The organism is Candidatus Zixiibacteriota bacterium (assembly GCA_035380245.1).
In the GTDB taxonomy this organism is placed as follows: Bacteria; Zixibacteria; MSB-5A5; order GN15; family FEB-12; genus DAOSXA01.
Window position 1 is genome coordinate 153,217 of the sequence record DAOSXA010000001.1, and the last position, 13,299, is coordinate 166,515.

11 protein-coding genes are annotated in these 13,299 nt (G+C 52.6%); all 11 read right to left on the reverse strand.

The window, feature by feature from the left end; all coding sequences use genetic code 11:
• Positions 1–3 precede the first annotated feature (3 nt).
• Positions 4–969, reverse strand: a complete 966-nt coding sequence (locus PLF13_00570; protein ID HOP05760.1) for a KpsF/GutQ family sugar-phosphate isomerase — start codon at positions 967–969, stop codon at positions 4–6.
• Positions 966–1,496: an HAD-IIIA family hydrolase gene (locus tag PLF13_00575; protein HOP05761.1), complete on the reverse strand. Its 531-nt coding sequence runs from the start codon at positions 1,494–1,496 to the stop codon at positions 966–968. The genes PLF13_00570 and PLF13_00575 overlap by 4 nt, the downstream gene beginning before the upstream one ends.
• Positions 1,493–2,281 (reverse strand): 3-deoxy-8-phosphooctulonate synthase, encoded by a 789-nt coding sequence (kdsA, locus tag PLF13_00580; GenBank protein ID HOP05762.1) that lies wholly within the window; start codon positions 2,279–2,281, stop codon positions 1,493–1,495. Before kdsA ends, PLF13_00575 begins: the two co-directional genes overlap by 4 nt.
• 54 nt (positions 2,282–2,335) lie before the next feature.
• Positions 2,336–2,779 carry a DUF4430 domain-containing protein gene (locus tag PLF13_00585; GenBank protein HOP05763.1) on the reverse strand — a complete coding sequence of 148 codons (444 nt, stop codon included), beginning with the start codon at positions 2,777–2,779 and terminating at the stop codon, positions 2,336–2,338.
• 804 nt (positions 2,780–3,583) lie between these two features.
• Positions 3,584–5,320: a carbohydrate-binding domain-containing protein gene (locus tag PLF13_00590; protein ID HOP05764.1), complete on the reverse strand. Its 1,737-nt coding sequence runs from the start codon at positions 5,318–5,320 to the stop codon at positions 3,584–3,586.
• Between the two features lie 190 nt (positions 5,321–5,510).
• The gene (locus PLF13_00595; GenBank protein HOP05765.1) at positions 5,511–9,260 is read right to left on the reverse strand and encodes a lamin tail domain-containing protein; all 3,750 of its coding nucleotides are present in this window, start codon (positions 9,258–9,260) and stop codon (positions 5,511–5,513) included.
• Positions 9,261–9,301: 41 nt separating this feature from the next.
• Positions 9,302–9,976, reverse strand: coding sequence for a DUF4956 domain-containing protein (locus PLF13_00600; protein HOP05766.1), 675 nt, complete (start codon positions 9,974–9,976; stop codon positions 9,302–9,304).
• Positions 9,969–10,781 (reverse strand): polyphosphate polymerase domain-containing protein, encoded by an 813-nt coding sequence (locus PLF13_00605; GenBank protein HOP05767.1) that lies wholly within the window; start codon positions 10,779–10,781, stop codon positions 9,969–9,971. The genes PLF13_00600 and PLF13_00605 overlap by 8 nt, the downstream gene beginning before the upstream one ends.
• Entirely contained in the window at positions 10,781–11,848 is a 1,068-nt protein-coding gene (locus PLF13_00610; protein ID HOP05768.1) for a hypothetical protein, read from the reverse strand. Before PLF13_00610 ends, PLF13_00605 begins: the two co-directional genes overlap by 1 nt.
• Positions 11,849–12,309: 461 nt before the next feature.
• Positions 12,310–12,915: a periplasmic heavy metal sensor gene (locus tag PLF13_00615; protein HOP05769.1), complete on the reverse strand. Its 606-nt coding sequence runs from the start codon at positions 12,913–12,915 to the stop codon at positions 12,310–12,312.
• Positions 12,915–13,271: a hypothetical protein gene (locus tag PLF13_00620; protein HOP05770.1), complete on the reverse strand. Its 357-nt coding sequence runs from the start codon at positions 13,269–13,271 to the stop codon at positions 12,915–12,917. Before PLF13_00620 ends, PLF13_00615 begins: the two co-directional genes overlap by 1 nt.
• Positions 13,272–13,299: the final 28 nt, after the last annotated feature.

Here is a 13,299-nt window from a genome sequence, read left to right on the forward strand (position 1 = left end):
AGCTCAGACCAGTTTGGATTTGAGGATGTCGTGCAGATGAATCAAACCCGACAGGCGGCCCTCGGGGTCAATCGTCACCAGTTGTGTGATGGCATGTTGCTCCATGGTAGCCAGAGCGGTGTCCAGCAGGACGGTATCCCGGATCAGCTTCGGTCGTGGATTCATCACCTCGCTCGCTCTGAAACGGAAAATATCCTCCTCGCGCTCGGCCAGTCGCCGCAGATCGCCGTCGGTGAACATCCCCGCCGGGCGACCGTCGTCACCGACCATCACCACGCAACCGAGCCGCTTTGAGGTCATCTGGAGAATCATCTCTTTCATTGTCGCATCCGCTCCGACCAGCGGCATCGCTTCACCGGTGTGGTACACTTCGTTAACCCGCTTGAGAAGGCGTCGCCCGATAAATCCGCCCGGATGAAGCTGAGCAAAATCCTCAGCGGAAAAATCACGAGCCTCAAGCAAAGCCAGCGCCAGTGCGTCACCCATGACCAGTGCTGCGGTCGAGGATGAAGTCGGCACCAGGTTGTTGGGGCAGGCCTCACGTTCGATCGAGCAGTCCAGAATGATATCGGCTCGCTCGGCCAACTCCGATTCGAGCGTGGCGGTGAGAAGGATTATTTTTATGCCAAGCCGTTTGGCGGTCGAGACAATAATCTCCATCTCCCCCAACCGGCCGGATTTGGAAATCAGCAACAGGATGTCATCGGCTCGCACCAGGCCCAGGTCGCCGTGCATGGCTTCGGCCGGATGCAGGAAAAACGAGGATATCCCGGTCGAGTTGAACGTTGCGGCGATCTTTTTTCCGACCAACCCGGATTTTCCCATACCGGCCACGATTACCCGCCCTCGACATCGCAACACCTCGGCGGCCGCATCGGCAAACGAGGGTCCGATCCGATCCGCCATCGCGGCGACCGATTTCGCCTCATGGCGAATCACCTCGCGGGCGTATTCGATAAGGTCTTTCATATTACGAAATCCCTCGGGCTTTTTCCGCGCGATTCAAAATATGCTTCCACAACTTCTCGCACCGCTCCATGACCACCCTTGATTGCAGTTACATAGTCGGCGACTTCGAGCAAACCGGTGGCGGAATCAGCAACGGCAATTCCCAGGCCGGCTTTCTCGACCAGCGGAATATCGAGCAACTCGTTGCCGACAAAGGCCAATTCCTCGAATTTAATCCCCAGTTTCTTCAGCAGCGGCGTGATCTGATCCACCTTGTTTTTCATTTCCTGGAGAACATGTTTGACGCCGAGGTCTTTCATGCGCGTGTCGGTCGCCGCCGAATAACGTCCCGAAACCACCGCCACTTCGAGCCCGGAACGCATCGCCAATACGATAAAAAAACCATCCGAGATATTGAACCGTTTCATCTCGAAACCGTCGGGGCCGAAATATATACTGTCGTCGGTCAGGACACCGTCGACATCGAGCGCCAGCATTTTAATCGTTTTGAAACGCTCGACAAACTGTTCACGGGTAAGACGGCTCATACGTTCGGTCCTGACTGCCGAATGCGGTTGATTTCATCGAGCAGGTGCGGCATCCGGTCCAGGGGAAGCATCGCTCCGGCATCGGACAGCGCTTCTTTGGGATTGGGGTGCGTTTCGATAAAGAGACCGTCGATCCCCACCGCTACCCCGGCGCGAGCCATTGGAATCACGAACTCGGGCTGGCCGGTCGAGGTCTCCCCGGCTCCCGAGGGGAGCTGCAGCGAGTGGGTCACATCGTAGACGATTTTGAATCCGGTGCGACGCATGATCAACAGCGAGCGGAAATCGACCACCAGGTTGTGATAACCGAATGACGATCCGCGCTCGGTCAGCATCACCTTGTCGGATTGAGCTTTGGCCGCCACCTTGGTCATGTCGTCCGGGGCCAAGAACTGTCCTTTTTTGATATTGACCCAGCGGCCGGTTTGCCCGGCGGCGACGATCAGGTCGGTCTGCCGACAGAGAAAAGCCGGGATCTGGAGGACATCGGCCACTTCGGCCACTGCTTTGATCTCAGATGTCTCGTGAATATCGGTCAGAACCGGTAAACCGGTTTTTTCCTTTACGGCCTGGAGGATTTTGAGCCCTTCATCGAGCCCCGGTCCGGTCGGTGAGTTGAGTGAAGTGCGATTGGCTTTTTTGTAAGAGCTTTTGAAAATGTAGGGAATACCGTGTTTGGCGGCCAATTCGGCTACTTTTTCGGCGGTTCGGAGACAGATTTCTTCCGACTCGATAACGCACGGTCCGGCAATGAGAAAAAACTCCCCACGCTGGACACGCTCCATGGTCTGGTCGTTGTTAGGCAAGCTGTATCCCTGAAATTTTCGAACCCGCGCCGGTTATTCTTCTTTCATTCCACCATGGCGATAATACCATCGAATCACATCACCGTTGTCGGGAGTTACCCGGTCACAGGCGGTGGGGAGTATTTCATCGTTAACGGTGTAAATCCAGAAATACCCGTCCGGCCCGCCGACCTCGTCGATATGAGTCACGAATGCTCCCTGCACTGAAGTCATGTTCTTGACCTTGAACGCTTTTTGAAGCAGTTGCAGAACAGTGAGGGAGTCCACGCCGGTCATTTCGATCACGACCGAGTCGCGGGGGTTATCGGGCTGGAGATAGACAAAATCCACACCACCGGGTGGTTCCGGCTGATCGTCGCTGGAACAGGCCGCGAGGATCATGGTAACGGTCAGGGCAGCCATCGCCAGCAGGATTAATGACCTGGTTCCAAGGAGAGCCTTCTGGTTCGATAGCTCCGGCTGCAAAATCGGTCTCATACACGCACCTCAACCTTGAGTGTTCTATTTCAAGACAGGTCAAGATACCGATTTACAGCCTTCAGTCAAGTTTGTGATTGGGGGGCTCTTTATGGCAGGTCCAAACTCCTGTCCGCTAAGGGAAGGCCGCTCGCAAAACGAGGTTTAGCATCTTTCAGCCTCGATCGAGTCCGCAAGTCCGCCTTCGAACCTGTGCGGACGGTTGGTGAGCAGCAAAGATACTCGTTTGTCTCGGGATATATAGAGATTGACAATATCCGGAAAAAGTCACCCCGGTGGTGGGGAATGTTGAAAAACCTCTTATGCGGCGGAGACAAGCCCCGCCGCTACGCGCTAAAGGACCCTAACCTCGCGTAGCGGGCGGCCTTGAGTCGCCCGCATTACAGTTGTGTTTTACTGAATATCCGAATGTATGACTTTTTCAACAGTCCCGGAGACCGGGGGCCAGCGGTGCTGCAGGTCTCGGAGAGACCGGCAATTACAATTGTCGAAACCCTCAGGTTCCGACCTTATCTCTGGATGCCGGCCTTCGCCGGCATGACGGCCGTGAGGTTAACAGTGTCAAATACCAATGATCGGCTCCCCAGTGATGCGATAGTGCCGTATTTCCCCGCATCATGCCGCTTTGCCTACGGCATAATTGTCGTATATTACATCCATTATGAAGCCTTGTAGAACGAGTGGGAGTTCTCTTCTGGAAACCCTGGGCAAGCCCAGGGCCACCCGACCAAGATCACGGCTATGTACCAACGCGATGCCTGGTTGATGACAGGACCACTAGGATTCCGTCCTAAGAAATAAATCCTACATACTCACCTTCGTAACGGTTGCTTTCTGAGTAAAGCTCACTAGCTGGCTGCCGGGAGTGTAAGTTCCCCCACTATAAAGACCGTCTACCGCCGTGCCGGTCGTGCTGCCGCCGGTGTAGACGTTATAGGTTGATCCCGTTTTAAGCGAAGACGACGAGAACACCACCGACTGGTACGACTTGGACGGCATGAAGGTAAAGAGCGTCTCACCCGAGGTCGTTTGCAGATTAAGCAGTTTCCCCGCCCGTTGTGTGCTCCAGAAAGTCATCATGACCGAGCATTGCGATGAGGAACTCCCCGGCCCCTGTGCCATGCCGGAACTTCCCAGGGCCAGCAGATACCCGCCGGTTATCGAAAACGAAGCATCATAATCGATAGCACCGTTGCCGGAAGAAGTAGGGCCGTTGATAATGATGATTCCGTCGGACATGCGAATGGACCCGTTGATATCAATACCGTCCCCGACCGAGGTAATCGCTATGTAGCCACCGTTGACGTACAGATAATCGCCTGAGGCTACCGGCTGACCCGGTCCGGAATCGCCGCCGCCGGCCACGTTGATTGCGTCGTCACTCGATACGATATGCATCTCACCGCCGTTGATAGTGATATCCCCGTCCGCGCTTTCGATTCCCTCGTAACATTTTGTGATGTTTATCTTTCCATCTTCGATTGTCAAATCGCTGTCGGCATGGATACCGTCATCAGCGGAAGACAGAGTGAGTGAACCGCCGTTAACGATCAGGACATTATTGGAATGAACAGCATCGTCGGCCGCACTCACATCGATCGTGCCGCCATCGATTTGTACCAACACCTCCGCCTTGATCCCCTTAGCCGAGGCATCACCGCTGACGCTGTAGCTGCTGCCGCCGCCCGAGACTATGGAAATTGTCCCGCCCGTAATTAATGCATCGGTGGCGGCGTCGATAGCATCTCCGCCCGCCGTAATATCAACGGTGCCTTCTTCGATTGCCACATATCCCCGACCGCTATCTTCATCGTTGGTTGATTTGAGACCGTCACCGTCGGCGTTGACCGTTACTTCTCCCCCCCTGACGATAAGATAATCCTTACCGCGAATACCGTCGTCGACCGAGGTCACTTCAACCTGTGCTCCGGCAATGATCAAACCGTCCTTGCTTGCGACGGCGTCGTTGTAATTACCATCGATGCGCAACAACCCGCCGCCGTATATCGTCAAATCGGCCTTGCTGAACAGAGCCGCGTTTGGTTCATCTTCACCCGGGTCATCGTAGTAGTAGGATGATCCGTCAACAAGACTGCTCTCGGTTCCTTCCGGAAGGATGATCACCACTTTCTCGGCATCGGCGACATGTATCGGTGCGCTGGTAGTGCAATTTATCGATGCTCCGTTCAGGATCAGCCTTACCACTTCCTCGTCATCGGTATCGACAATAACCTGTCCGTTGCTAAGGTTCCCATTGAAACGATATGTCCCCGCCGCAGTCACGGTCATCACGCTGCCGTTAATCTCGATTCCATCATCGTTCGCCTGAATACTGCTGCCGTTGAACTGGACTTCGACAACCTCCGACTCATCCCAGACATAGTCGTTCAAATCTTCATGATCAGTAACATTGACCGAATCGTAGTCGTTGTTGTTGTTCTCTTCATCGTTTGTGTCCGTTACTGTATCATTGTCGCAGGCCGTCAGTGCGATTGTCGCCATGGCGCACATCAGCCACAGCCACAACTTGTTCATTTTCATATTCGCATTCTTTCCAGCACATTCAGGTTAAAATCCGAAACGCACATCAATGTCTATATCATGAGGGGGAAAGAGCCGAGCGTCGGTAGCCTGACGCACGGCTCTTTGGCAAGCAGAGAGCCCCCGTTATTTCTCAGTCAGTTCCGTGAACGTTATTCACGGATTTTTCTTAACTTCCTTTTCCGTTTCCTTACGGACATGCCACCGGCGCCGGGCCGGAGCTGAACATGTAGGAGACCAGGTAAACCAGATCAGAGATATCCGGATCGCAGCCCCCGTCTCCGTTGATGTCCGCTTCCGCATAGTAATGGTCGATGCAAACCACTCCGTCGGGATCGTCGCATAACGGCGCCGGTCCACTCTGGAACATATAGGTTACCAGGTAAACCAGGTCTGCGATATCGGGAGCGCCGCCGCTGTGGTTGATGTCCGCCCGGTTCAAACAGCAGTCATCACCGATCACTACGTTCGATGCTCCCGGAGTCGGTGTATCGAAGAAGATCCAACTGGAGCCGCCATCAGGCCAACGTCCCTCACTGGTATCGGTGGTCTGAGCCCCGAAGGTGTAGCTGTCGATCACTTCATTGCCTGCCGTCAGTCGCCCGAACAGACCGATTGCCTCACCACTGGCGCCTAACTTGAAATTAGCATGAAGAGGACCATCTTCACTGTCATCATCGCACCAGACCAGCATAAATCCGCCGGCTTCCAGTGTAGTATCCGGGAAAGGCCATTGGGTGGTGTTAGCCAGGTCATCGGTTAGAAACAGGCCGGTCATATCAACCGCGTTCGGTCCGGGATTGTATATCTCGACCCAGTCTTCGTAAGAGCTGGTCTCATCCATATTGACGCCGTCGTTGTCGGCCAGGAATTCATTGATGTAGAGTGTGATCGTTTCCGGTACCACGTTCGAGGCTCCCGGCGTCGGGGTGCCAAAGAATACCCAATTACTGCTGCCGTCGGGTAAACGTCCCTCACTGGTATCGGTGGTCTGAGCTCCGAAGGTGTAGCTGTCGATCAGTTCATTACCTGCGGTCAAGCGTCCGAATATGCCGATTGATTCACCACTGGCGCCTAACTTGAAATTAGCATGAAGGGGACCGTCCTCTTCATCATTGTCACACCAGACCAGCATGAAGCCGCCGGCTTCGAGCGTAGTATCCGGGAAAGACCACTGGGTGGTGTTAGCCAGATCGTCAGTCAGGTACAGGCCGGACATATCCACCGCGTTCGGTCCGGGATTGTATATCTCCACCCAGTCTTCGTAAGAGCTGGTCTCATCCATATTGATGCTGGCGTTGTCGGCGAGGAATTCGTTGATGTAGAGCGTGACCGTTTCCGACACCACGTTCGAGGCTCCCGGGGTGGGAGTGTCGAAGAAAATCCAGTTGCTGCTGCCGTCGGGTAAACGTCCCTCACTGATGTCGGTTGTCTGGGCTCCGAAAGTATAACTGTCGATTAGTTCATTACCTGAAGCCAGTCGTCCGAACAAGCCAATTGCCTCACCACTGGCGCCTAACTTGAAATTAGTATGAAGGGGCCCATCCTCTTCATCATCGTCACACCAGACCAGCATGAAGCCACCGGCTTCGAGCGTGGTATCCGGGAAGGACCACTGGGTGGTGTTAGTCAGATCATCGGTCAGGTACAGCCCGAGCATATTTACCGGATCAGGCCCGGGGTTGTATATCTCGACCCAATCTTCGTAAGAGCTGGTCTCATCCATGTTGATGCTGGCGTTGTCGGCGAGGAATTCGTTGATGTAGAGCGTGACGGTTTCCGACGCCGTGTTCGATGCTCCCGGTGTGGGCGTATCGAAGAAAACCCAGGTTGCGCCTCCGTCGGTCGACCGGCCTTCACTGGTGTCGGTTGTCTGCACTCCGAAGGTGTAGCTGTCGATCAGTTCGTTGCCCGAGGCCAGTCGTCCGAACAGACCGATCTCTTCACCGTCCCCGCTCAGTTTGAAATTGGTATGCAACGGGCCGTCTTCTTCATCGTTGTCGCACCAGACCAGCATGAAACCGCCGGCTTCGAGCGTCGTGTCCGGGAAGGACCATTGCGTGGTGTTGGTCAGGTCGTCGGTCAGGAACAGGCCAAGCATGTCAACCGGGTCCGGTCCGGGATTGTATATCTCGACCCAGTCCTCGTAGGTGTCGGTCTCATCCATGATGACACTGTCGTTGAGGGCGAGGAATTCGTTGATATACAGGACTACCGTTTCGGGATTGCTGGAGTTTTGATTCTCAGCGCCGGGAGTGGCAACACTCATCAATTGCCAGGCCCCGGTGCCGTTAGCCCAGCGACCCCAACTCACATCGGAGGCCAGCGCCGGGAATGTCACCTGATCGACCACAACATCGTCGTCAATCAGAAAAACTTCTTCGCCGTCGCCGTCCAGTTTGAACGGGGCGTGAAGACTACCCTCGCCCGGCTCTTCATCCGCCCATACCACGATGTACTCGCCGGGCTGGAGGGTAGTATCGGGAAACACATAATCGGGGCTGCCTTCCCAATGGTCGGTCAGTCCGAGTCCGTTAAGCGAAATAGCACTTTCGCTGATATTGGCTACTTCGATCCAATCATCGAAATCACCGAATTCGTCCGATGCCGTCGTGTTGTTGGAGGCCATCAGTTCGTTGATTACCAGTCCGTCGATCCGTGTCCAGGAGCCAATCAGGTTGGTCAAATAGGTATGACGGGCCTGGATAAAAGGTTGCAAGCCGGGAGCAGCCATACCGCCGCCGCCGCCCGGGCCACCGCCGATGTCGGTTGTCATGGCATTCTCGAACTGGGTGGTTGTGTACATGCAGTTGGGATCGGCATAAACGTAGGGTCTTACCAGATCGCGCAGTTCTTCCATCCGGGCAAACAGGGTGTCGGGATAAGCCGGACCCGCCATGAGCTTTTTCATGTGCCCCAGGTAGAGGTAATCATAAGCGGAAATCTGATAAAATCGTTCGGCCAACGGTCGTTCCTGGCCGAACTGCTGATTGTAATAATACGGTGATAATTGTTTTAACTGTGTTGAGGTCATGCCGTCATTATACACGCCCCAGGCCATATTCAAGTCCCATTTGGCGAAAACCATGCGGTCATCGACATCACGGTGATACACGTAGTAGTTGGCGCAACGCCCGACATAACTGTCAAGATTGACCGTAAAATTGTCGATCGCCAGCATCGCCATAGCGGAGTTGACATCGACTATGTTATGCATCGTATCAGGAAGCATCGCCAGCGAAGTGTTGTTGAGCACGTCACAGAACTCGATCAGATCCGACCAGTCGTTTTCCTCTTCATTGGTCTTTAGTTCGTAAGAACTGTAATAGGATGACTGGTTGGTGCCGAGATATTCGAGCGAACCGTGATCGTCACCTTTCCAGAGATTGCCTTCTTCGCTCTCACCGTAACGGCTCTCGATCATTTCCTGATCGAACTGCTCAACCAGTACATAGACACCCCATAAGGTGCCGTTGATATACAGGTTGGCGTAGTTGGTGCGAACCGTCGCCAGGCCGAGCGCTTCACATAACTCGTAAGCGCAAATTTCACGTACGAAGCTGGGATCGGAATAACAGTTATTCAGGTTGAGTTTATCTAAACCGTAAACAGTCTGTCCTTCGACGTATTCGTCGATATCCAGCTTGAACGGTTTCTTCACTCCCGGATAGGAATAGCTGCTCAATCCCTTAAAACGCACCCCGATACTGTCGAAGTGCACATCTTCCCAGTCGAACTGAGCCGCGATGTATGGGATGTCGTCATAATGCTCGTAGTTATAAGCACATAGATCGTACCAGTTGCTATCGTAGAAAGTAAGGTGAATTTCATGTACGGCGTCGCCGTCGAACATGGGATGGGTGCCTGGCGCCAGACTGGCCGACAGTACCGGCGACAGCAGCAATACAAGCAGACAGGTTAGGGTCAGTTTCCTATGCATGATTCTTCTCCTCTGTAGTAGCAGTTGACCTCAATATAATACTAAAATTTCTCTTCGTCGAAAAATAAGCTAACTCCGCGCAGATCACGCAGATGTTTCAATTCGCTAATGAATTCGTTGCTTCGGTTTTCCTGTCGCAATTGAACGTAGTAGGCCAGCTCCAGGGTATCCGATGCTCCCGAGGACCTCACATTGATGACCTTGTGATGTCGACAATGTTTATCCATAACCGATAAATACGGCGGTGAGGTATCCCCGTTGGGCGTATAGAAAAACTGAAGCAGATATTCTCTTTTTTGTGGTACTCCGACCGCTGCTTTCGACAACAAATAAACGATCAGACCGATTACCAGAGCACCGAGGATTGCCAGTCGATGATAACCGACACCGGCTGCCATTCCCACCGCAAGGCCGAAAAATATAAAAATGATATCGCGAGTTTCTTTCACGGCAGTCCGAAAACGGATGATCGACATCGCCCCCACTAATCCAAACGCCCGGGCGAGATTGTTGCCGATCACCATTATCACCAGCGCCGTAATCATCGACAGCAAAACAATCGAATGCGCAAAGTTGGCGGAATAACCCGGCCCCTGTTGTGTCCGTCGATAGAGCCAGGCTATGAACAAACTACATATAAGGGCTACAATGATGTTTACAATGATATCTGCTGTTGTCGTAGGGAACAGGTTCAATCCCTGCAGGTCGTTAAACATAGCGAGCCCCTCGTGGGTTAGTCATGTTCACGGCTCTCCCTGTTGTAGAATCGTCAAATGACCGTAGATGAGCACTTGAACAGCGACCGTGTGAATCCAGGCATATTGCATATTTCGAAAGAGCCAGTCGTGGCAGTTGATAACGTTCGATAAGCGACATGATCCATTGAGGAAGACCGCCGGCAAATTTAACTTCCATTATGAAATAACCGGGAAGAGCACTTCTCAGCGGCTCGTCGCTGAAGAGATCCTCAAGCGAAGGGAAAGGATTGCTGCGGATATTCTTATCGAATGTAATACGGAGAGCATGATCGAAGACACCTTGAAATGCCTCGCGTTCGTATACGATCAATATCGTCGACCCGAGAGCGAAACGATGGAAATTATAAAGGAAGCGAGCGGCATTATTAAGCGAATCACCGTTGCTGTCGTCGGCGAGGATGTATCTTTCCGGAGTATGTGAACTTAACACCGATGGAACATCCTTCCACCGCAACGCCGCTCGGTTCTTGGCTATGTAATTGACCTGTTTACGTTTGATCTCCAAAAATACTATGTTGTCGTTGGCTGGGCGATCGTAGCCCCGTATGCGAAACTTCTTACGTGTTTTCAGTCCCTCAATTTTTTCGCAATAACAGGCCATGTGCCTGGTGTCGAAGTAAATACTGCGAACGGTGTATTCATGTTCGGCCCTGTCTCGGGCGAAGGGATCGAATTCGACGAATGGCCTGATTTCATCGCGAATCGTATCCCGTAGATAGTCAGGAACGAGGTACTTGTATTCGAGACGAAACGGTGCTTCCATCAGAAAATCCCCGCTGCTGATATGAGGATTTCTTTGGCTCCCTGCGCAATGCTCTTGGATCCGCAACGTACGTCACATTGTATCACCGTACCGGGGGGTGGGGTGTTGGTGCTGAACGGGACCTGGGCCAGGGCATAAGCTACCTGTCTGCCTTCCAGCACTTGTACTTGTTCTTCAACCCGTTTTAACTTAGCTGTCCCCGTGTATATATCCGACTGCCACCCTATTATCACTGAATCGGAACTCGCTACTGTTCGGCTGTCGTTCCACTCCAGGGCCAATAATGCCAAACGATCGGAGTCATCATGGATTATCAGTACAGTATCGGTTACCTGTGCCCTGCAGATCATACCCGTGATAGGAGCGATGATGGTAAAGGACGCAATCCGCTCCTCAAGAACAGAGATTTGTTCCTTGAGCCCGGCAATTTGCGTACGAATCATGTCTAATTCTTCGGCCTTGGCGCCGGCTCGAGCTTCCGTTAATTTGGCTGAGGCAAGGTCTCGGTCAAGTTCAAGCAGGGTTAATTCGCCTTTGGCCACCTCATATTCCTCCGGCGAAACCATACCACGTTCTTGAAGAGCTTCCAGGCGGTCAACCACCCGTTTCTTATCATCCGCGGCTGCCGAGGCATACTGTTCTTCGCATTCAGCCACGCGGATTTCTTCCGGTCTCACCCCGGATGCACTGACCTTCAAGTTGGCCTGCGCCAATGCCAGCTCCGATCTGAGTCGAGTCAGTTCTTCAGTTGCCTCACTTGCTTGAAGATAACCGATGGTATCACCGAAATTGACATGACCTCTCAGCAGTACTCGATCATCAATTGTCAAACCGATCTGGCCTTCGGTCGAGGCCTGAAATACGACATAAGATTCGACCGATCCGGTGTAGTTGTTACGCAGCGTGGCCGCAAGCTGGCCATCGTTGCCGCGTACCAGAACCCAACTGCGGGCGGCCAGGATACGGCCAACCGCATGATAAGTACAGGGGATCTTGATCGGTACTACCAACAGTCCAACGACTATCAGTAAAAAAATGAGAAACAAATACGGGCGTTTGTTTGTCACTCTCAAGAAATCTGCCAGCCTTGTGTGATCGTGTAAAAACGATTGTGTGATGAGACGCAACCGGTATTACTAACTCGCTTCGGCTTGATTATACCGACACCTGTGATATATCCATCTTGCCAACGTTTACGCTTAACAATGTCTGAAGAGAACTACGCTTGCCGAAGCTTCTCTCCAATTGGACGACATCCTGTCCGGATACTTGCGTTATCAAAGGTGAAAAGCCGCACCCCTGGCCGATTTATGACTTGTTGCAAGACAATACGTTACACGCTTGAAAGAGGTGACGAGGACAACTGTTTTGTATCAATCGGCACGATTATGCCTGTTTAATCCCTATTGAACACCTGGTTGGATTCTATTGCAGCAGAATCTGCGCTGGAAGGTCAATATCTCACGTAACAGACCACTTGGCGTAATCCGTTTTTCTGCCTCCCATATATATGCTGCTTTTCAGATTTCTAGCGGTCCTGCGTGCGTTCTTTATCCTGTGGCGGTGGTTTTCTGTCACCCATGGGGGGCGGCATTCTTCCATCTCGACCATCCATTGGCGGTTCGGGAGGAGTGAACGGATTACCTTCCATGCGTTCGGGAGGAGGGATACGTCCTCCCTGGAAGATGTTAAGAATGAGACCTTTCAGTCGCTCTTCCTGCTCCGGTCGACATATCTGCCTTATCTGCTCGAAATGTGCGAACAGCATCTGCTGTATTTCCGACTGCCTGGAGCCTATTTCCTCAGCCACCCGATTGACCAGTACGGTGTCGGGATTATCGGCAAATACCTCACTGAAAAGCTGTTCGTTCAACTGAGCCACCTGAAGTCTTATCGAGTCCGTGAAGTGCATATACTCACAACGCATCGTTCTCAGAGAATCAGCCTGCTGTGCGTCGAACTGGAGTTCTTGAATCAGAAAATCCTGTGGATCATTGCCGCGCTCCTGCGGCTGTGGCGGTCGATCAAAATACTGAAACCAAAGCAACGTCACCGAGACGATGTTCAGGCATACCAGTACAATGATAATTCCGATACCATACCTGGTTTGATTGTTCTTTTGCACCTCGGTCATTACTCCTGGGCCAGATCAAGTGTCTCGGAAACACTGGGCAAAGAGTATTCGTTGGCCACTGCTTCCACGTTGTTTCTTCTATATTCATTCCGGTCTTCCTGGACGTTCCGTATTACCATTATAGTAGTTACGGCATTGAGCAGGATGACAAGCGAAAGCAACGATGCTGCCAGGCGACCTCGAAAAAGAGACAACCAGACTGGATTAATTTCGCCGGACTCGGTTTCCTTGATTTTTGCCATGAGCCGCGTGTAGAAATGCGGCCCAGTCTCAATGCTCTCCGTAGTATCAAGTCCGGCAAGCGTTTGTTCAATTTTACGGTCGATTTGTGCCAGGTCGTTATCAGTTCTTTTCATATATAGCCCTCTGTGAAACTTCAATCCT

What these genes read in the sequence shown, in the direction of transcription:
- PLF13_00570 (HOP05760.1), bottom strand. Translation starts at nt 969, where the DNA reads ATGAAAGACCTTATCGAATACGCCCGCGAGGTGATTCGCCATGAGGCG.
- PLF13_00575 (HOP05761.1), bottom strand. Translation starts at nt 1,496, where the DNA reads ATGAGCCGTCTTACCCGTGAACAGTTTGTCGAGCGTTTCAAAACGATT.
- kdsA (HOP05762.1), bottom strand. Translation starts at nt 2,281, where the DNA reads ATGGAGCGTGTCCAGCGTGGGGAGTTTTTTCTCATTGCCGGACCGTGC.
- PLF13_00585 (HOP05763.1), bottom strand. Translation starts at nt 2,779, where the DNA reads ATGAGACCGATTTTGCAGCCGGAGCTATCGAACCAGAAGGCTCTCCTT.
- PLF13_00590 (HOP05764.1), bottom strand. Translation starts at nt 5,320, where the DNA reads ATGAAAATGAACAAGTTGTGGCTGTGGCTGATGTGCGCCATGGCGACA.
- PLF13_00595 (HOP05765.1), bottom strand. Translation starts at nt 9,260, where the DNA reads ATGCATAGGAAACTGACCCTAACCTGTCTGCTTGTATTGCTGCTGTCG.
- PLF13_00600 (HOP05766.1), bottom strand. Translation starts at nt 9,976, where the DNA reads ATGTTTAACGACCTGCAGGGATTGAACCTGTTCCCTACGACAACAGCA.
- PLF13_00605 (HOP05767.1), bottom strand. Translation starts at nt 10,781, where the DNA reads ATGGAAGCACCGTTTCGTCTCGAATACAAGTACCTCGTTCCTGACTAT.
- PLF13_00615 (HOP05769.1), bottom strand. Translation starts at nt 12,915, where the DNA reads ATGACCGAGGTGCAAAAGAACAATCAAACCAGGTATGGTATCGGAATT.
- PLF13_00620 (HOP05770.1), bottom strand. Translation starts at nt 13,271, where the DNA reads ATGAAAAGAACTGATAACGACCTGGCACAAATCGACCGTAAAATTGAA.